Source organism: Paracoccus aestuariivivens, assembly GCF_009711225.1.
GTDB classification, from domain to species: domain Bacteria; phylum Pseudomonadota; class Alphaproteobacteria; order Rhodobacterales; family Rhodobacteraceae; genus Paracoccus; species Paracoccus aestuariivivens.
Window position 1 is genome coordinate 1 of sequence record NZ_WMIE01000024.1, and the last position, 19,199, is coordinate 19,199.

The window sequence follows — 19,199 nt, forward strand, 5'->3', positions numbered from 1 at the left end:
GTCTCGAGGAGTTGCCGGTCGATGATTGCCATGAAGCCCGGGTTCCCGGCGCTTTCTCCGCGCGGCCGATAGTAGCGCCAGCGACAACAGGCGGCATTGCCGCCGGACGCCGAGACCCTGATGATCCCGCTACGGCGCTCCCGTTCGTGTTCGGCGTGGCCTCGAACCAATGACGGCTTACGCCTCACTCCAGAAAATGCCATCCAGAACAGAACAATAATTCGTCGGCTTGCGCCTATTCGGGTGCCCAACCGCATCAATGAAACCCTCAAAGAAGGCCCATTCATCGTCAGTAATAAGATTGCGCGCCAAGATATTGACCCACCTAGAGATAACCGTGAATCACACATCGACGGCCAGAGGAATCTCATTGGTCAATACCGCCTAAATCCCGCCAGCGCTGCAACCGGAGTGGAATACTTTGCAGACGCGGTTTGGTCTTGGCTACAGAGCAGCCCCGAAATTGCGACACGGTGTGGGTGGTATTTGGATCGGGGCCGCTGTTTCCGCACCGACAGTCTGCGCGGGCTTTCCGATACTTTGGGTGGTGGCCGCGATGCCCTCCGTAGTGCGAAGCAGCCGGAATGGGATCTTGATCGTTCAAGTTCCACGGACCCTTCATTGATCGGGTGAACGAAAACGGCGGGGGGCTGACGTACATTAACTGCTCGATGTCCCAGTTACCAGACCGACCACATCCGCCTGAGAACGCCGCCACTCGTGTGAGCCTATTGCGACATCGTATATGCGCCGATGTCGCACCGCGTCTTCCGGTCTTTGCCCTGATCGAAATTTCAGGCATGAAGTAATTATGAATATTCGGAGAGACACCATGCTGACACAGGACGGAACGGATCTTGTCGAGACCGAGGCAGGGCTGGGAAAGCAGCGCCTGCGCCTGTGGTTGCAAATGCTCAAGGCCGTGCGCCATGTCGAAAGCGATCTGCGCGAAAGGCTTCGTTCGGGCTATGATATGACGCTGCCGCGTTTCGACGTTCTGGCCGCACTATTGGCCGCGCCGGAAGGGTTGAAGATGACAGAACTGTCGCAGCAATTGATGGTGTCGAATGGCAACGTGACTGGCATCGTTGACCGGTTGGTCTCGGATGGTCTGGCCGAGCGTGAAACCGTTGAAAGCGACCGCCGCGCCTTTCGCGTGCGCATCTCGGAGCAGGGTGCGATACAGATGCGCGAAATGGCCGCGCAGCATTTGTCCTGGATCGATGAACTTTTTGCCGATGTCAGCGAGGCCGACGCGGCGCGCGGGATCTCGATCATGCTGGATATCCGGCACAAGGTGCACCGGTAGGTTGGTGCGTCAATCGCGGGGCCAGCGCTATGCAGGCCCCGCTTTGCCGGATCAGAGAATACCGGTCTCGCTTGCGACGCGGCGATAGGCGGCGCCGCCGGTGAAACCGCCATCGATCACGAAATCCTCGCCCGTCACAAAGCCCGAGGCATCCGAGGCGAGGAACAGGACCAGCTGCGCCACTTCATCCGCCTCGCCGCTGCGGCCCATCGGCGTCATGCCGATCATCGGCGCAAGATGGGGAGAGTTGCGGTTGAGGTCGGTCACGATCAGGCCGGGACAGACCGCGTTCACCCGTACGCCTTGGCGGGCATATTCCATCGCAGCGCTGCGCGTCAGGCCGCGCAGGCCCCATTTCGACGCGGTATAGGCCGGGTCATAATGGCCCGAAAAGGCGCTGTTCGATGAGATATTGATGATGCTGCCGCCCTGCTGCATCGCCGGGGCTGCGGCTTGGATGCCCAGAAACGCGCCGGTCAGGTTGACGTCCAGAACGCGTCGCCATTCCTCGGGGGACATGTCGCGGATGACCTTGCGATTGATGATCCCGGCATTGTTGACCAGAATATCCAGCCGCCCGGTCCAATCCAGCGCCGTCTGGACCGCTGCCGCCCATTCCGCCGCATCGGTCACATCAAGCCGTAGGAAGCGCGCCTTGTGGCCTTCGCCGGTCAGTCGGGCGGCCAGCGCCTCGCCCTCGGCTTCCAGCACGTCGCAAATCAGGACGGCGGCAGCCGCAGCGGCCAGCAGCTCGGCCTCGACCGCGCCCTGACCACGCCCGCCGCCGGTGACGATGGCCGTCCTGCCCTGCAGGTCGGTCATCGCCTTGAGGCTGCGCATCGCGTTCATGCCAGCACCATGCGCTGGCGCTGCACGCCCAAGCCCGCCGCGCCCAAAGTGACGACCTGCCCCTCGCGCAGGAAAGTCGGAGGCTTCATGCCCAGCCCCACACCCGGAGGCGTGCCCGTGGCGATGATGTCGCCCGGCTCAAGCGTCATGAATTGCGAGATGTAGCTGACCAGATGCGCGACGCCAAAGATCATCGTGCGGGTATTGCCGGTCTGGCGGCGCTCGCCATCGACATCCAGCCACAGATCCAGCGCCTGCACATCGGCGATTTCATCGCGTGTCACCAGCCAAGGGCCGATCGGGCCGAAGGTGTCGTGGCTTTTGCCCTTGGTCCATTGACCGCCGCGCTCGGACTGGAATCGGCGCTCGGAAACGTCATTGACCAGCAGGTAGCCCGCGACATGCTCCAGAGCATCCGCCTCGGCGACGTATTTCGCGCGCGTGCCGATGACGATGCCCAGTTCGACCTCCCAGTCGGTGCGGTCCGAACCGCGCGGGATTTCCACATCGTCATGCGGGCCGCTGATCGCCGAGACCGCCTTGGCGAACAGGACCGGCTCGGGCGGGGGCTCCTTGCCGGTCTCGCGCGCATGATCGGCATAGTTCAGGCCGACGCACAGGAATTTGCGCGTCCCCGCGATGGGCGGGCCAAGCCGGGGCTGACCCTCGACCAGCGGCAGGTCTTCGGCGGTCAGGGCGGCGATGCGGGCCAGCCCCTCGGGCGACAGCGCCTCACCCTCGATGTCCGGGATATGGGCCGAGAGATCGCGGATCTGGCCTGCATCATCCATCAGGCCGGGGCGTTCGGCGCCGGGCGCGCCATAGCGAAGCAGTTTCATCGGTATTTCCTTTCGGGCTTAGGCGCGCCGATAGCCTTCAAGTTGATCGTCGGGCACGTCGTCGAAATTCGTGACGAGATTGTCCGGCGTGCGACAGGTCAGCCAGACCAGTTCCTCGGTCGTGCTCATGTTGACTTCGACATGCGGCATGAAGGGCGGCACAAAGACGAAATCGCCGTCATGAAGGTCGACGAATTCCTTGTAATCATCGCCGAAATAGATCCGGCCGTGGCCCTTCAGGACATAGCCGCCGGTCTCGCAATGCTCATGGTGGTGGGGCGGAGAGCGGTGACCCGGCTCATTCGAGACGCGCCCGAACCAGATGTTTTTCGCGGGGGTATGCTGGGGGCTGACGCCGGATTTGCGCACGCAATCGCCCGATTGCGCGGTCTGTGCGTCAAGCTCGCTTGCGCGGGTGACGACCGGAACAACTTTGGTCATGGGTTCTCCTTCCCTATTGGCTGGGTGGTGTTCTTTTCAGGCGACCAGCGCGCGCGGGCCGCCCTGTTCATCGATTGCAACCATGATGAAGCGCGCGGTGGCGATCAGGACCGGCGCATGGTCGGGATTGGCAAGCCCCACCAGTTCAAGCGTGAACGACGTCCGACCGCGCGAGATTTCACGGGCATGGACCGCAAAATCAGAGCCGACCGGCAATGCCGCGTGAAACTGCATCTCTTGTACGGCGCGGATCACGCATTGCCCGGCAATGCCCCGTCCGGCGCGCCCCGCCGCGTGGTCGAATTGCGCCATGATCCAACCGCCAAAGACGGTATTGCCACGGCCCGCTTCGGCTGGGCGGGCAACCGTCAGGATCGCCGGGCGGCTGTCGGGACCGGGCCAGTTTGCGTCATTCATGGGGGATCACGGCGGTAGCCTCGATCTCGATCTTGGCGGCATCTTCCATCAGCGAGACCACCTGCACGACAGCCATGGCGGGGAAATGCCGCCCCAGCACGCGCCGATAGGCTGCGCCGATCTCTTTGAGATTACCGAGATATTCAGACTTGTCGGTGATGTACCACGTCAGGCGGACCAGATGTTCGGGGCGCGCGCCAGCCTTCGCCAGAACCGCGACGATATTCTTCAACACCTGCTCGAACTGGCCGACCAGATCGGTATGTTCGAATTGCTGCTGGGCGTTCCAGCCGACCAAGCCGCCGGTAAAGACCATGCGACCTTCGGCCAGCATGCCATTGGCATAGCCCTTGGCGGGGACCCAGCCCTCGGGGTCCAGAAAACTATGCGGAGTCATCGCCGTCATCTCATATGCCTTGTTCAAATGGGTCAGCATGTCTCGCCGCCGGAAATGGAAATTGCTTGGCCCGTGACCATCGACGAGCCGGGACCGCAGAGCCAAAGCACGGCCTCGGCCACCTCGTCAGGGGGCACCAGACGCTGCATCGGATTGGTCGCGGCCAGCGAGGCACGGGCCTCATCCCGGCTGCGCCCGGTCTTGGCCACGATCTTGTCGATAGAGCGCTCGGTCATCTCGGTATCCAGAAAGCCGGGGCAGATAGCGTTGACCGTGATGCCCTTGCGCGCCTGCTCCAGCGCGGCGGATCGAACCAACCCCAGCACGCCATGCTTGGCCGCCGCATAGGGCGCGACATAGGCATAACCCTTGAGGCTGGCGGTCGAGGCGATGGCAATAACCCTGCCCCAATCGCGACCTTCCATGCCGCGCAACGCCTCGCGCAGGGTCAGGAAGGTTCCGGTCAGGTTGGTGTCGATCATGGCGCGGAACTGCGCGAGCGTCGTGCGGGTCAGTGGCGCGCTGTCCGAGATGCCCGCATTCGCGACCACGATGTCGAAGGGACCGCGCGCGAACAAAGCTTGCGTGGCATTCTCGTCGGTGATGTCGCAGACCTGCGCCGTAATCCCCGGGCCTGATGCGGCGACCGCAGCCAGCGTTTCGGCATTGCGGCCGCAGATTGTCACCACAGCCCCGGCCTCGGCCAGCTTGCGGGCGATGACTGCGCCCACGCCCGAGCCGCCGCCGGTGACCAATGCGCTGTGTCCGGTCAGCCTCATGCCATGGCCTTTGCGCGTTCGGCCAGGGTATTGGCCTGCCGCCTGCCGCCTTCATAGGGCGCGGGCCAAGCCTGCGCGGTATCGCCCAACTCGACCGCCGCGTGCAGCGTCCAATAGGGGTCGGCAAGGTGGGGCCGCGCCAGCAGGACCAGATCAGCGCGCCCGGCCATCAGGATAGAGTTGACGTGATCGGGTTCATAGATATTGCCCGCGACCAACGTCGGGACGCCCAGTTCGTTGCGAATACGGTCGCTGAAAGGCGCTTGGAACATGCGGCCATAGACCGGCTTTTCGTCCTTGCTGGTCTGCCCGGACGAGACGTTGATCGCATCCGCCCCGGCCTGATGGAACAGCGCTGCGATGCGCACGGCATCCTCGGGCGTCACACCGTCATCGCCCATCCAGTCATGCGCCGAGATCCGCACCGTCATCGGCTTCGACGCGGGCCAAGCACCACGCATGGCGGCAAACACCTCCAGCGGGTAGCGCATCCGGTTCTCCAGATCGCCGCCATATTCATCCTCGCGCAGGTTGGTCACCGGCGAGATGAACGAGGCCAGCAGATAGCCGTGGGCGGCATGCATCTCGATCATGTCGAAGCCCGCGCGATCCGCGGTCTGAACGGCGGCGACGAACTGCGCCTTGATGCGGTCCATATCGGCGCGGTCCATCGCCTTGGGCGTCTGGCTTTCCGGCAGATAAGGCAGGGCCGAGGCCGAAATCAGCGGCCAGTTCCCCTCAATCAGGGGCTTGTCGATGCCTTCCCATGCCAGCCGGGTCGAACCCTTGCGCCCGGCATGGCCGATCTGGGCGCAGATTTTGGCATCGGTCTCGGCATGGATGAAATCGTTCAGGCGACGCCATGCGGCTTCCTGATCCGGGCCGATGCAGGGACAGCCGGGGGTGATCCGGCCCTCGGGGCTGACACACAGCATCTCGGTAAAGACCAGACCCGCCCCGCCCTTGGCGCGTTCGGCGTAATGCACGAAATGCCAATCGGTCGGATTACCGTCCACGGCCTTGTATTGCGCCATGGGCGAGACGACGACGCGGTTTTCCAGCACCATGTCACGCAGTTTGAAGGGCGCGAACATCGGGCGGCGACGGGATTGGCTGCCCGCGCGGCTTTGGAACCAGCTTTCGGCATTGCCCAGCCATTCCGGGTCGCGCAGGCGCAAGTTCTCATGCCCGATGCGCTGGCTGCGGGTCAGCAGCGAATAGGTGAATTGGGTCAGGTCAAGGTCCAGATAACGTTCGACCTCTTCGAACCACTCGGTCGAGTTCCGCGCTGCCGAGGTCACCCGCAGCACCTGCAGCTGCCGCGCCTGCTGGTAATCCGCCAGCGCCTGCGAAAGCCGCTTACCAGCGTTCAGTTCATCCGCCAGTGCGATCGCGCTTTCCATCCCCAGTTTCGAGCCGGACCCGATCGAAAAATGAGCCGTCGCCGAGGCATCGCCCAGCAACACAACATTGTCGAAGTGCCAGCTCTCGCAGGTGACGCGCGGGAATTGGATCCAAGCCGAGCCGCGAATGTGATTGGCGTTGGTCATCAGGCTGTGGCCGCCCAGATGGCGGGCAAAGATCCGCTCGCATAGCGCAATGCTGTCGGCCTGCGACAGGGTGTCGAAACCAAAGGCGAGATAGGTCTCGGGGCCGCATTCGACGATGAAGGTCGCAGTGTCATCGTCGAACTGATAGGCATGGGCCCAGATCCAGCCATGCTCGGTCTGTTCAAAGATAAAGGTGAAGGCGTCGTCGAATTTCTGCTTGGTCCCAAGCCAGACGAAATGGTTGCGGCGCAGGTCGATCTGCGCACCGAAGCGGTCGGCATAGGTCTTGCGCACCCGCGAATTCAGCCCGTCCGCCGCGACGACCAGATCATGCGAGGCCTTGAGGTCAGCGATCCGCACCTCGTCCATCTCGGTCTCGAAATTCAGCGTGACGTCCAGATCGCGGGCTCGTTCCTGCAACAGCAGCAGCAGTTTCATCCGCCCGATGCCGCAGAAACCATGCCCGCCCGAGGTCATGCTGTCATCGCCCCGCACGACCTTGATGTCGTCCCAATAGGCGAAGTTCTGGCGGATCATCGCCTCGCTGACGGGATCGTTTTCGCCGAAATTCCCCATCGTCTCGTCCGACAGGACGACGCCCCAGCCAAAGGTGTCGTCAGGGCGGTTGCGCTCGTATACGGTGATCTCATGGGCTGCATCGCGCAGTTTCATCGAGATCGCAAAGTAAAGTCCGGCGGGTCCGCCCCCGAGAATGGCGATTTTCATGGCGTGCTTCCCTATGGGCAAATGCAGGTGACGCGATATATTTTATATGTAAAGCAAAATCGTTCCAGCAATGTCAAGCGACACAAGGTCCGAAAATGCACGGACATGAGTGTCCATTGCTATTCTGGATCTCCACGCCGTGGCAGGGATTGACAGGTCTGCCTTGTCACCTATTCTTTAAATATAAATTAAAGCCGCGCCGTGAGTTGGCGTGTCCAGCCCTTCCTTGAAAGTCAGAACCATGCCCTTCACGATTTCCAAGCCGCTGCGGTTCGGCGATTGCGACCTGACCGGAATCGCCTATCATCCCGCCTATCTTTCGATGCTGGTCGATGTGAACGAGGCGATGTTCGCCTCATTTGGCGTCACATGGAAAGAGATCATGTTCGAGCGCAAGCTGGGACTGCCGACGCTCAGCATGAACATCCTGTTCACCAAGCCTGCGATGTATGGCGATGTCCTGACCTTCAATGTGCATGTCCGTGCGATTGGCCGGTCTTCGCTGGACCTTGAAACGGTGGTGACGGTGGGGCCGGATGTCATCTGGACGATCCGGCAGAAGATCGTGCTGACCTCGCTGGAAAACCACAAATCCACGCCCTGGCCTGATGATATTCGCGCGGGCCTGTCGCGATATCTTGAACCCGCGCTGGCCGAGTAGCGACCCAATGCCGCGCCGCGCCGCTTCGACCTTGCGGGCGGCGCGTTGCGGCCCGACCCGAACAGGGCCCATCCAGAAATCCGATAAATACATGGCATTCATCGAAGCAATTTTTGAAATGCCCTAGCGCCGGTTACTCCCTCCTCAAACGGAATTCGCGCGTCACTGTTCTGGCGCGAAGGTGGAGGAAGATGCGATGCGGATTATCGGACCGGATTACCTGGTTTTCGGGGTGGACGATCTTGAGGGGGCCAAGACCTATCTTCAGGATTTCGGCCTGAAGCCCGTGCAGCTGGACGCAACCGGCTGGCTCTACGAGGCGCTCGACGGTACCGGCGTCGTTATCCGCCACCGCGACGATCCCAGGCTGCCTGCACCGCTTCCGACCAAGAACATGCTTCGCCAGCAGGTTTTCGGGGTCGAGGATGCAGCGACGCTGGACGTCATCGAGGCCGAGATGTCGAAGGATCGCCGCGTTAACCGTCTGGCCGATGGTGCGATCGAATTTCAGGACGTGCTGGGTTTCGAGCTTCGCTTCCAGATCACGACACGACGCGAACTGAACATGCCCGCCGAAAAGATCAACGCCCCCGGCGCGCCTGCCCAGCGTGGTCCGAACGAGCTTGGCGTCTGGGATGGCATGCCCGCTTTGCCGCGCAGCCTGAGCCATGTTGTGCTGTTCGTGCCAGATATCGACAAGATGGTTGAATTCTACACCCGGCGGCTGGGCTTCGTGATCACCGACATCCTGACCGGAGCAGGGCCCTTCCTGCGTCCTGCGGCGAATGACGATCACCACACGCATTTTTTCATCCGCACGCCCGCTTATATGCAGGGCTGCGAGCATCTCGCCTTCCATATGGGCGGGCCGACCGAGTTGATGGTTGCGGGCGACCGCTTCACCCGCAAGGGCTATCAAAGCTTCTGGGGTCCGGGGCGGCACAAATTCGGCTCGAACTGGTTCTGGTACTTCAACAGCCCGCTGGGCGTCCATTTCGAATATGACGCCGATATGGACAAACATGACGACGCGTGGGTCGCGCGCGAGGCCCCGAACGGCCCCGAGGCCTCGCAGATGTTCCTGCTGCAATGGCGCGAGAAATGGGCTCCGGGCGGCGGCCCCGAAGGTGGACCCAAGGGCTGATGGCCCTGCTGCCTTTGTGCCATCGCGACGAAATTCCCGATGGCGCGGCGCGCGGCTTTCTGCCTTTGCCCGAGGCGCTGCGCCGCGTCATCGTGGTGCGGCGCGGCCAACGTCTTGACGCCTATATGGATTCCTGCCCGCATTACACCGGCGGCACACCCATGGCATGGCGGCGTGACGCCTATCTGAACGGTGATGGCACGCATCTGGCCTGCCACGCTCATTGCGCGCTTTTCGACATCGATACGGGCGACTGCGTGTCCGGCCCCTGTCTGGGACGGAAACTGACCCGCGTGACCCTGACCGAAGATCAGGTCGGCTATCTGAGCGTGCCTGCGCATGTCGCCGGTTGCGCCGCAAGGAAGGAATGACATGGCCGCAGCAAGTAAGGTTCTGGTCATCGGCGGAGGCTTTTCCGGCATGTCCGCCGCGATCATGCTGGCACGGGGCGGGATCGAAACCGACCTCGTCGAGATCGACCCCGGTTGGCGCAGCTATGGCGCGGGCATCAGCCTGCATGGCGCAACGTTGCGGGTGCTCGCGCAACTAGGGGTGATCGAGGCTTTCAAAGCCACGGGTTCGATGACCAACGGGCTGGTGGTACGCCTGCAGCAAAATGACCGCGTCATCGCAACGATCCCGACCCCGCCCATGACGGGAACCGGTTTGCCGGGCAACGCCGCGATCATGCGTCCGGCCTTGGCCGCCATCCTGTCCAAGGCGACGCGGGCCGCGCGCGTCAATGTCCGCCTTGGCTGCAGCTTCGAGACTATTTCGCAGGATGATGACGGCGTCGCAGTCAGCTTCACCGATGGAATCAGCGCCCGATATGACGCGGTGATCGGGGCCGACGGGCTTTACTCCAAGACCCGCCAGACGCTGATGCCCGACGCGCCGAAACCTACCTATGTCGGCCAAGCCGTCTGGCGCGCGGAACTGCCGACGCCGGAAGGAATCGAGACGCTGAATATGTGGCTGGGCAAGGGCGTCAAGGTCGGCATCAATCCTGTCGCGCAGGGCCGTTCCTACATGTTCTTGACCGAGGATCGACCCACGAATGATTGGGTGGACGAGGAGGATCTGCTGCCCCGCCTGCAGGCGCTGCTGGACCGTTTCCCCTCGCCGATCCTGACGGCAGTCAAACAAGGGCTGGGCGTTGATAGCAAGCTGATCTATCGCCCGCTCGAAAAGCTGCTGGTTCCCCAACCGTGGAATGTCGGCCGCGTCATGCTGATTGGCGATGCGGTCCATGCCACCACGCCGCATCTGGGCGCGGGAGCCTGCATTGGCATGGAGGATGGCATTGTTCTGGCCGAAGAGCTGCTGCGCAACGGCAGCGTGGCCGAGGCTTATGCCGCCCATCAGGCGCGCCGCTGGGACCGCTGCGAGATGGTGGTAACGAATTCGGCTCGCCTCTCCCAGATCGAGATCACCGGTGGCGACCAGGCCGAACATAACGCGCTGATGGGCCGTTCAGTCGTGGCCCTGAACGAGCCCGTTTAAGCCGCAACGTCAGAATTTTTCCGGCCACAACTCGACCGGACCCAATTCGAAGGAGCCTGCCATGGCGATGTTCAATTATTTCCCCAATTACGTCTGGAACCTGACGGTCTCGATCGCGCTGGCAAGCGGTGCCGAGATCGGAGAGATCATGGATATGTGTCAGCCGCTTCTGGATCAGGCCAGGTCGGGCGAGGACGCAGGAACCCGTGATTTCATGGTCGAATGGGTTCGCATGGCCGACAAGCTGACCGCGATCGCCGCCGAGGAAGAGGCGCAGGGACGGCTGTTCTCGGCAGGCGACAAGCTGAAGCGCGCGGCGCTTTACTATATTCTGGCCGAGCGGATGCAGGGGCAGGGCGATCCGCAGCGCATGCAGACCTATCGCAAGGGCCTGATGAATTTCCTGAAGGGCACCGAATATTCCGGCGAAAAGGTCCGCCGCTTCGAAATCCCTTATGGCGACAAGGCGATCCCGGTTCTTTATACCCCCGCCGAGGGGGGAACAGGTCCGGCTCCGGCGGTGGTCTATCTGAACGGCCTCGATAGCTGCAAGGAGTTGCTTTACTGGTCCTTCCTGCCGCATGAACTGGCGAAACGCGGAATCGCCTCGCTTTGCGTCGACCAGCCGGGAACCGGAGAAAGCCTGCGCCTGCAAGACATGCACGCGCATTTCGACAGCGAGAGATGGGGCACGCCGGTCTATGACTGGCTGGCAGCCCGTCCCGAGATCGACCCCGCCCGCATCGGCATTACCGGCATTTCACTGGGGGGTTACTACGCGCCGCGCGTCTGCGCCTATGAGCCCCGTTATGCCAGCGGCGCGGTCTGGGGTGCGAACCACAATTGGGCCGAGGTCCAGCAAAAACGCCTGAAACGCGAGGGCGAGAACCCCGTGCCGCATTACTGGAACCATGTCCAATGGGTCTTTGACGCGCAGGATATGGACGAATTCCTCGCCAAGGCTGAAGGCTTCAACCTGAATGGCCAGATGGAAAAGATCCGCGTGCCCTTCCTTGTCACGCATGGCGCGAATGACCGCCAGATCGGCCTTGATTACGCGCATCAGGCTTATGACCAGTTGGTGAATGCGCCGCGTCGCGAGTTGAAGATCTTTACCGACCGCGAAGGCGGGGTAGAGCATGTCGGGGCCGACAACATGACCTATGGCCGGAACTTCATCGCGGATTGGTTCGCCGAGACGCTGGGCGGAAGGCTGTCCTGATGCGCTTTGCGACCCTGCCCGACGGCACCCGCGACGGTAGGCTGCATCTGGTCAGTCGCGACAATGCCCGCTGCATCCCCGCCGAAGGGGTGCAGACCTTGCTGGCCCTGATCGAGGATTGGGACGCCCAGGCCCCCGCGCTGCAGGCGCAATATGCAGCGCTGAACGCGGGAGGCGGATCGGCTTTCGACCCGACCACGGCCCTCGCGCCGCTACCGCGCACATGGCAGTGGCTGGATGGCTCGGCCTATGACAGCCATGGCGAGCTGATGCAGAAGGTCTTCGGCCTTGATCCGAACCCCAAAGGTCGCCCGCTGATGTATCAGGGCATGTCGGATCGTTTCTATGGCCCTTATGCCTGTATCCCCCTGCCCAGTACTGACGACGGCATCGACTTCGAGGGCGAGTTCGGCGTGATCTGCGATGCCGTGCCGATGGGGTCGGATGCGCGCGAGGCGGCCTCCCATATCCGCCTGCTGGTCCAGATCAACGATTGGTCTCTGCGCGCCATTGCCCCGATCGAAATGAAGACCGGCTTCGGCTGGGTGCAGGCCAAGCCCGCCTGCTCGGTCGCGCCGGTCGCGGTGACGCCGGACGAACTTGGGCCGGCATGGCGCGATGCCCGCATCGATCTGCCGCTGGAGGTCACGTTGAACGGCGAGACCTTCGGTCGGGCCGAGGGCCATGCCATGAGTTACGGTTTCGATGAACTAGTTGCCCATGCCGCCCGAACCCGCGATCTGGTGGCGGGGACGATCATCGGCTCGGGGACGGTCTCGAACGCCAATTACCGCGAGATCGGCTCGTCGTGTATTGCCGAACGCCGCGCCATCGAGATCCTGGACGATAGCGCGCCACGCACCCCTTACCTCAGCTTCGGCGACCGCGTGGCGATGGAATGCCGCAGCCGTGAGGGCGCGCCGGTTTTTGGTCGCCTCGATCAGATCGTCATCCAAGGGGGGCGACCATGACCCGTCGCATCATCGACCTTTCCGTGACCCTGACCGACCGGATCGTCGCCGACCCGCCCGGTCTTGGTCCGCAGATCAGCTATATGGCGCATGGGGCGGGTGCCCGGGAATATGAGCAGATGTTCGGCATTCCCGTCGAACACCAGCTTGACGGCGCGGGCGCGGCGGTCGAGCGTCTGACGTTGACCACCCATAACGGCACGCATCTGGACGCGCCTTGGCACTACCACCCGACGATGAACAAGGGCGAACGCGCCATCACCATCGACGAGGTGCCGCTGGAATGGTGCATCGGGCCGGGGGTGAAGCTGGATTTTCGCCATATGCCTGACGGCCATGTAGTGACCGCCGCCGAAATCGAGGCCGAATTCGACCGTATCGGCCATGATCTGCGCTCTGGCGAGATCGTGTTGGTCAATACCCGCGCCGGTGCGATTTACGGCCAGCCCGACTATCTTGCCGCTGGCTGCGGTATCGGGCGCGAGGCAACGCTGTGGCTGGCCGAGCGTGGCATGAAGGTCTGCGGTACCGACGCATGGAGTTGGGACGCGCCGCTGAAAGCCGTAGCCGAAAAGGCCCGCGCCACCGGGCAATGGGAACTGTTCTGGGAAGGCCACAAGGCCGGCGCCGAGACGATCTATTGCCATATGGAAAAGCTCGCCAATCTTGATCAACTGCCCGATCACGGCTTTCAGGTTATCTGCTTTCCGGTCAAGGTCGAGGCCAGTTCGGCCGGCTGGTGCCGACCCGTCGCCATCATCGAGGAATGACGAACCGCTTTGAAAAACCGCCCCGCACGCATACCGCGTCCGGGGCCTTTGGTTGTTGTTTCGTGAATATCAGTTGGCCCGACGTATTTCGCTATCAAATACAAGAATTAGAATTCAGGTTATTGATGGCGCGATCATCATTGGCTAGGTCTGACGGAAATTGACCGAACGGATTCGGCGCGGCGCAGGCCGTTATCCCGAGAAGTTCGGGCCAGTTTCACCTGCCCCAGCGACGGGCAGGGCAAGAGGACTGTTCTCAGGGAGGAGAACCACGATGATCAGAACGGCAGTTTCTGCCGCGGCCTTGGCATGCGCCTTCGCGACCATGGCCAGCGCCAATGGCACGCTTGCGACGGTCCCGACCGACGGCATCGCGAACCAGCCCAATTACGTCCGCAGCTGCGATGAAAAGGGTATCGGGTATTTCTATGTCCCCGGCACCGAAAGCTGCATCCGTTTTCAGGGGCTGATCCGCTTCGAACCGGCGGCGGGGGACTCGCTGGACGACACCCAGAAACTAGAGACATACCAGTCCACCTCGCGCTTTACCCTGCGCGTCGGCTCGACCACCGAAAGCGATTACGGCCCGATCACCACCATGGCCGAGGCCCGCTTCAGCTATGTCGATGGTGGCACGCTGGGAGTGCGGCTTTACCGCGCCTATATCGGAATCGGCGATTTCCTGTTCGGGGCCGAAGAATCTGCCTTCGTGCGCGCGGCAGGGGATCTTGGCCGCGTCGTGAACAACTCGCTGCTGCCTGCAGGCGGCTACACGACCGGACAGCTGGCCTACAGCTTTACGCCGGCCGAGGGCGTCAAAGGTATCGTCTCGCTGGAGCAGGGCAGCGACGATTATGCCGATGTGAATGGCGAGATCGACGGCGACATGCCGAACATTGTCCTTGGCCTGCGCAAGGATTGGGAGAATTTCAGCCTGAGCGGAGCAGGGGCCTACGACTCTCCCAATGACGCTCTGGTTGCCAAGGTTCGCGTCGATTACCGGCTTGAAGGCCGCACCACCTTCTGGGGGCAGGCTGCCTTCAAGGATCTGGACGACGTCTATGCCGCGCGCGAGGACGGCACGATGGAGCGCCAGATCAGCAGCTTTTATGGGACTTGGGGCGGCAAATCCGCTGTCTGGGCGGGTGGGACCTTCGGCATTCGCGAAGATCTGAGCGCGAACTTCCAGATGGGCTTTGACGACGCGAATACCTTCGCCGCTTCGGCCAACGTGATCTTCGAGCCGATCCGAACGCTCTCGATCATCCCGGAACTGACCTATATTTCCTATAATGACGAGAACGACTATCGCGACGGCAATGATGCCGTCCAAGCCATCGTCCGGATCGAGAAGCTCTTCTAAAGGCTGCCTTTTCCCTTCCCTCTACTTGCCCGCGCCCGTTCAAGGCGCGGGCTTTTTCTTTGCCGCGCCGTGCTTGACAGGATCATACCGTGATAAATATAGAATACATATTCTAATTCGATTCAGAATCGTCCATGGGAGGACCAGATGCGCTTTTCCTTGTTCCTGAATGCCCGGGCCACCGCGCCCGAACAGGACCGTTTCGTGATGCAGGCGATGGGCGCGCATGCGCTTGCCGCTGAGGCTGCCGGCTTCGAGGCAATCTTCACGCCCGACCACCATTTCACCGGCTATGCGCCCTGGGCCTCGGACCCGATGATGTTCGCGGCATGGCTTGCGCCGCAATTCCGCAAGAAGACGACGCTGGGCTTCTCGGTGACCTCGGTGCCGCTGCACAGCCCCGTCCGCTTCGCCGAGCGCGTGAACCTGCTCGACCAGCTGAATGACGGGCGGGTGCTGATCGGCGTGGGCTCGGGTACCACGCCCGAGGAAATGATCGGCTTTGGCGTGAACTATCGCGAGGCCTCGGCCATCTCGGATCGCAACCTTGAGATCGCCGAGCAGCTTTGGGCCAAGGCGCCCGAGGACCCGCCCATCGAATTCGAGAACGGCCCGTGGAAGGGGCGCGTCGTCCAGCGCATCGCGCCCGCGCCCTACAGCAAGGGCCATGCGCCGCTGATGCCGGTGGCCTTCAAGGAGGCCTCGGTCCGGCGCGCCGCCGAACATGGCTGGCCCGCCTTCATTCCGGCCTTCGGCCCGCCGGTCATCAACAACCTCGAGCCGCTGAACCATGTAACCAAGCATTTCAGCAAATATCGCGATCTGCTGCTGGCGGCGGGTCATGATCAGGCGAGGCTGGATCATGCGCTTGGCTGGACCACGCATACCTATCAATGCGTCCATGTCGCGCCCTCAGCCGATCAGGCCCGCGAGGAGTTGGAGACCATCCTGCGCGCCTATCAGTACGCGGTGAACCGCGAGAACGAATTTGCGGCCAAGGCCGAGGCCGACGAGGCGAACAAGAAGAAAGACATCAATCTTGACGCGCTGACCGATGAATGGATCGCGACCTGGTGCCTTTACGGCACGCCCGATCAGGTGATCGAGCATCTTGAACCCTATGCCCGGCTTGGCATCGGCAACATACTTTGCGGCACCACCACCGGCCCGCTGACCGAACAGCGGCTGGCCCTTGCCGAGCAGACCGTCTCGCTGATGGGCCAGCATGTCATCCCGCATTTCGCGGCCCAGCGTCGGGCGGCAGCATGACGCGGCCTTTCATCATCGGTTTCGGCGGCACCACCCGCGCGGGCTCGTCCAGCGAAAAGCTGGTCCGCGCGGTGCTGACCGCCTGCGAAAACGAAGGGGCGCAAACGCGCCTTTTCGACGGGGCCTTCCTTGCCCGCCTGCCACATTACGCCCCCGAAAAACCCGAGCGCACCGTCGAACAGCGCGAATTCGTCGAGGCCGTGCGACAATGCAACGGGTTGGTGATCGGCACGCCCGCCTATCACGGCGGCATCTCGGGGCTGGTCAAGAACGCGCTGGACCTGCTCGAAGATCTGCGCGGCGATCCCCGCGTCTATTTCGACGATTGTCCTGTGGGGCTCGTCGTTTCGGCGGCGGGTTGGCAGGGCACGGGCATCACGCTTTCGGCGCTGCGCGACATGGTTCATGCCATGCGCGGCTGGCCGACGCCGATCGGGATTTCGGTGAACACTCTGGCGGGCCCGCTGTTTGACGCTTCGGGGGCGATTACCGAACCGCAACTGGATGCGACCATTGCAGGGCAGGCCAGCCAGATTATGCGCTTCACTTCGGCCTTTCGCGGCCCGCAGGTGTTGAAGGGGGCGGCGTGATGCGCGATCAGACCGAAACCGGCTTTTCGGATCAGGACAAGGCGCTTCTGACCGCTGGCGGCGCGATGTGGAGCACCGCTACGGTGGCGGGTTTGCCGCCACTCAACATGGCCGATGGCCCGATGGGCGTGGCGAGCGGTCGCGTGGATGAACGCGATATCGCCGTGCTGACCCCGGCCCCCGTCGCATTGGGGGCAAGCTGGGACGACGACCTCGTGCGCCGCGTGGGCCGGGTGGTCGGTGCCGAGGCGGCGCGTTCAGGTGTCGATGCGCTGCTGGCGCCGAACCTGAACCTGCCGCGCTCGCCCCTTGCCGGACGGGCTTTCGAGTATTTCTCGGAAGACCCCTTCCTGACCGGCGCGCTTGGCCGCGCTTGGGCCGAGGGGCTGCAATCGCAAGGCGTCGGCGCGATCCCCAAACACCTGACCTGCAATGACAGCGAGACCGAGCGCCACGCGGTCGATATCCAGATCTCGGAAGCCACCCTGCGCGAGGTCTATCTGCTGCCCTTCGAGATGGCACTGGCCGCGCAGCCCGCAGGTTTCCTGATGGCCTATAATCGCGTCAACGGTTCCTATTGCTCGGAACATGCGCTGTTGATGAACCAGATCATCAAGAGCGAATGGCAGTTTTCTGGGCTGCTGGTCTCGGATTGGTTCGGGGTCATGGAGGGCACCGCTGCCATGCAGGCGGGACTGGATCTGGAAATGCCGGGGCCGGGCCGGCAGATGGGTGGGCATTGTCTGGACATGCTGGTGCGCGGCGAAATCGATGCGGCGCGGCTGGACGATGCCGCGGCCCGCGTCGCTGCCACGGCGCGCCGTTTCGCGGGGCAGGGCAAGCCCGCCCCACTTGACCGCGCGACCCTGATCGAGGCCGCCGCCGCAGGTATGGTGCTGCTGAAAAACGAGGGGGCTGCCTTGCCGCTCGATCCGACCCGTCACAAGCGCGTGGCGTTGATCGGGCCGAACTGGACCGCCCCCTGCTATCAGGGTGGAACCTTTGCCAAGATCGCCGTCGATCCCAGCCTGCCGACCCCGCGCGAGGCTGTCGAGGCAGCGCTCTCGGATCGTTTCGATCTGCGCTTCGCACAAGGCTGCCTGCCTGAACCGATCCTGCCGCCCATGCCGGTGACGCCGGTCGGGCAAGACGATCAGCGTGGCATGTTGGTCAGCTACTTCGACAGCCACGACTTCTCCGTGGTTCCGATTGCCATCGAGATCCGCGACACCAATTCGCTGACATGGTTCGCACGGACCGGCATTGCAGCGGCGGTGGATCGTGCTGCGGGCGTCTGTGCTGCGGGCATCTTTACGCCACTGCATACCGGTCCGCACCGCATCTATGCTGGCGGAACCGGCGCAATCCGCGTGCTGGTTGATGGTGTCGAGGTCCATGCCAATGACACCGTCTACGCCCCCGCCGATATCATGGGGCGCCTGAAATCCGGCGAGGCTGATTGCGTCGAGCTTGATTTCCCCGATCTGAGCCCGCGCCGGATCCAGATCGAATTGCGCCATGTCCCAGCCCATGTGCAGGGTCTTTGGTACGGCATCGAAGGCCCCGACCGGACCGAGGCGCTTTATGCCGAGGCCGAAACCGTGGCCGCAAATGCCGATCTGGTGTTGCTGATGGTGGGCGAGACCTCGGATGCCAGCGTCGAATCCAAGGACCGGCAGGATACGCAGCTTTCCACGCGGCAGTTGGACCTGATCGCGCGGGTCCGTGCGTCCAATCCGGCCACGGTGGTGATCGTCAATGTCGGCCATGCGCTGGATCTGGGCTTTGCCGAGGATGTCGCGGGCCTGATGCTGGCACTTTATCCGGGGCAGGCGTTCGGACCTGCATTGGCCGAAGTGCTGGATGGACAGCGCGAGCCGGGCGGGCGGCTGGCCTTTACCATCGCGCGGCAGGACACGGATTATCCGGCCCTCAACCTGACCCCGCAACCTGACGGTCGCCTGTCCTATGACGAGGGCAGCCTGATCGGCTATCGCAGCTTTCTGGCAAATGGGACCACCCCGCGCTTCGGGCTGGGCGAGGGTATGGGCTATGCCGCCCCTGCATTGCTGGGGGCGAGCCTTGATAAGGATGGCGCTGTCCGCCTTCGCATGGCGAATGCCGCCAATCGCTCCGGCAAGGCCGTATTGCAGGTCTATGCCGCATGGCCCGAGGATCGCCATGTTGCGCTGGTGGGCTACGCTGCCCCTGTCGTTGCCGCGAACAGCGAGCAGTACGTGGAAATCGGTCTTGATCTGCGGCCTTTGCGGCGCTGGCGGGACGGATGCTGGCTGATGCCGCAAACCATCCGGTTCTATGCCGGTCTGTCACTTGACGACGCCCTGTCACGTCCGGAATTCGCCAGCCTCGCGATCTGAGACAGGCAACATGCGAAAGAA

19 protein-coding genes and 1 pseudogene are annotated in these 19,199 nt (G+C 62.8%); 12 read left to right on the plus strand and 8 right to left on the minus strand.

Translation table 11 applies throughout. The features are described 5' to 3' along the window. Positions 1 to 189: 189 nt before the first annotated feature. Positions 190 to 315, minus strand: a pseudogene (locus GL286_RS19880) (IS5/IS1182 family transposase); the annotation flags it as partial. A gap of 496 nt (positions 316 to 811) precedes the next feature. On the opposite strand from GL286_RS19880, the gene GL286_RS19885 reads away from it, so the two are divergent. Beyond that, positions 812 to 1,309 (plus strand): MarR family winged helix-turn-helix transcriptional regulator, encoded by a 498-nt coding sequence (locus GL286_RS19885; RefSeq protein WP_246185038.1) that lies wholly within the window; start codon positions 812 to 814, stop codon positions 1,307 to 1,309. Positions 1,310 to 1,360: 51 nt separating this feature from the next. Here the strand turns inward: GL286_RS19885 and GL286_RS19890 are convergent, their stop codons facing one another. The 7 genes from GL286_RS19890 to GL286_RS19920 are packed head-to-tail and all read right to left on the minus strand — an operon-like array spanning position 1,361 to position 7,307. After that, positions 1,361 to 2,158 (minus strand): SDR family NAD(P)-dependent oxidoreductase, encoded by a 798-nt coding sequence (locus GL286_RS19890; protein WP_155097320.1) that lies wholly within the window; start codon positions 2,156 to 2,158, stop codon positions 1,361 to 1,363. Further along, the gene (locus tag GL286_RS19895; RefSeq protein ID WP_155097321.1) at positions 2,155 to 2,997 is read right to left on the minus strand and encodes a fumarylacetoacetate hydrolase family protein; all 843 of its coding nucleotides are present in this window, start codon (positions 2,995 to 2,997) and stop codon (positions 2,155 to 2,157) included. The genes GL286_RS19890 and GL286_RS19895 overlap by 4 nt, the downstream gene beginning before the upstream one ends. 18 nt (positions 2,998 to 3,015) lie before the next feature. Further along, positions 3,016 to 3,438: a cupin domain-containing protein gene (locus GL286_RS19900; protein ID WP_155097322.1), complete on the minus strand. Its 423-nt coding sequence runs from the start codon at positions 3,436 to 3,438 to the stop codon at positions 3,016 to 3,018. Between the two features lie 36 nt (positions 3,439 to 3,474). Further along, positions 3,475 to 3,855 (minus strand): acyl-CoA thioesterase, encoded by a 381-nt coding sequence (locus tag GL286_RS19905; protein ID WP_155097323.1) that lies wholly within the window; start codon positions 3,853 to 3,855, stop codon positions 3,475 to 3,477. Then, on the minus strand, positions 3,848 to 4,291 hold the full coding sequence (locus GL286_RS19910; protein ID WP_425496104.1) for a RidA family protein: 444 nt from the start codon (positions 4,289 to 4,291) through the stop codon (positions 3,848 to 3,850). Before GL286_RS19910 ends, GL286_RS19905 begins: the two co-directional genes overlap by 8 nt. Next, positions 4,285 to 5,031 (minus strand): SDR family NAD(P)-dependent oxidoreductase, encoded by a 747-nt coding sequence (locus GL286_RS19915; RefSeq protein WP_155097325.1) that lies wholly within the window; start codon positions 5,029 to 5,031, stop codon positions 4,285 to 4,287. The genes GL286_RS19910 and GL286_RS19915 overlap by 7 nt, the downstream gene beginning before the upstream one ends. Beyond that, positions 5,028 to 7,307 (minus strand): bifunctional salicylyl-CoA 5-hydroxylase/oxidoreductase, encoded by a 2,280-nt coding sequence (locus GL286_RS19920; protein ID WP_155097326.1) that lies wholly within the window; start codon positions 7,305 to 7,307, stop codon positions 5,028 to 5,030. The genes GL286_RS19915 and GL286_RS19920 overlap by 4 nt, the downstream gene beginning before the upstream one ends. A 241-nt stretch (positions 7,308 to 7,548) precedes the next feature. Between GL286_RS19920 and GL286_RS19925 the strand changes: the two genes are divergently transcribed. The 11 genes from GL286_RS19925 (at position 7,549) to GL286_RS19975 (ending at position 19,178) form a co-directional block, all read left to right on the plus strand. Then, positions 7,549 to 7,968, plus strand: a complete 420-nt coding sequence (locus tag GL286_RS19925) for an acyl-CoA thioesterase (protein ID WP_155097327.1) — start codon at positions 7,549 to 7,551, stop codon at positions 7,966 to 7,968. 196 nt (positions 7,969 to 8,164) lie between these two features. Then, positions 8,165 to 9,112, plus strand: a complete 948-nt coding sequence (locus GL286_RS19930) for a VOC family protein (RefSeq protein ID WP_155097328.1) — start codon at positions 8,165 to 8,167, stop codon at positions 9,110 to 9,112. Continuing rightward, positions 9,112 to 9,483, plus strand: a complete 372-nt coding sequence (locus GL286_RS19935; RefSeq protein WP_155097329.1) for a Rieske (2Fe-2S) protein — start codon at positions 9,112 to 9,114, stop codon at positions 9,481 to 9,483. The genes GL286_RS19930 and GL286_RS19935 overlap by 1 nt, the downstream gene beginning before the upstream one ends. Position 9,484: 1 nt before the next feature. Continuing rightward, a complete protein-coding gene (locus GL286_RS19940) occupies positions 9,485 to 10,615 on the plus strand; it encodes an FAD-dependent oxidoreductase (protein WP_155097330.1) in 1,131 nt (376 codons plus the stop codon). 61 nt (positions 10,616 to 10,676) lie between these two features. After that, positions 10,677 to 11,837 (plus strand): alpha/beta hydrolase family protein, encoded by a 1,161-nt coding sequence (locus tag GL286_RS19945; RefSeq protein WP_155097331.1) that lies wholly within the window; start codon positions 10,677 to 10,679, stop codon positions 11,835 to 11,837. Further along, on the plus strand, positions 11,837 to 12,808 hold the full coding sequence (locus GL286_RS19950; protein WP_155097332.1) for a fumarylacetoacetate hydrolase family protein: 972 nt from the start codon (positions 11,837 to 11,839) through the stop codon (positions 12,806 to 12,808). The genes GL286_RS19945 and GL286_RS19950 overlap by 1 nt, the downstream gene beginning before the upstream one ends. Further along, on the plus strand, positions 12,805 to 13,578 hold the full coding sequence (locus tag GL286_RS19955) for a cyclase family protein (protein WP_155097333.1): 774 nt from the start codon (positions 12,805 to 12,807) through the stop codon (positions 13,576 to 13,578). The genes GL286_RS19950 and GL286_RS19955 overlap by 4 nt, the downstream gene beginning before the upstream one ends. 274 nt (positions 13,579 to 13,852) lie before the next feature. Next, positions 13,853 to 14,941 carry a porin gene (locus GL286_RS19960; protein ID WP_155097334.1) on the plus strand — a complete coding sequence of 363 codons (1,089 nt, stop codon included), beginning with the start codon at positions 13,853 to 13,855 and terminating at the stop codon, positions 14,939 to 14,941. A 147-nt stretch (positions 14,942 to 15,088) separates the two neighbouring features. Beyond that, positions 15,089 to 16,210 (plus strand): LLM class flavin-dependent oxidoreductase, encoded by a 1,122-nt coding sequence (locus GL286_RS19965; RefSeq protein ID WP_155097335.1) that lies wholly within the window; start codon positions 15,089 to 15,091, stop codon positions 16,208 to 16,210. Next, a complete protein-coding gene (locus tag GL286_RS19970; protein ID WP_155097336.1) occupies positions 16,207 to 16,800 on the plus strand; it encodes an NADPH-dependent FMN reductase in 594 nt (197 codons plus the stop codon). Before GL286_RS19965 ends, GL286_RS19970 begins: the two co-directional genes overlap by 4 nt. After that, entirely contained in the window at positions 16,800 to 19,178 is a 2,379-nt protein-coding gene (locus GL286_RS19975) for a beta-glucosidase (protein WP_155097337.1), read from the plus strand. The genes GL286_RS19970 and GL286_RS19975 overlap by 1 nt, the downstream gene beginning before the upstream one ends. Positions 19,179 to 19,199 lie beyond the last annotated feature (21 nt).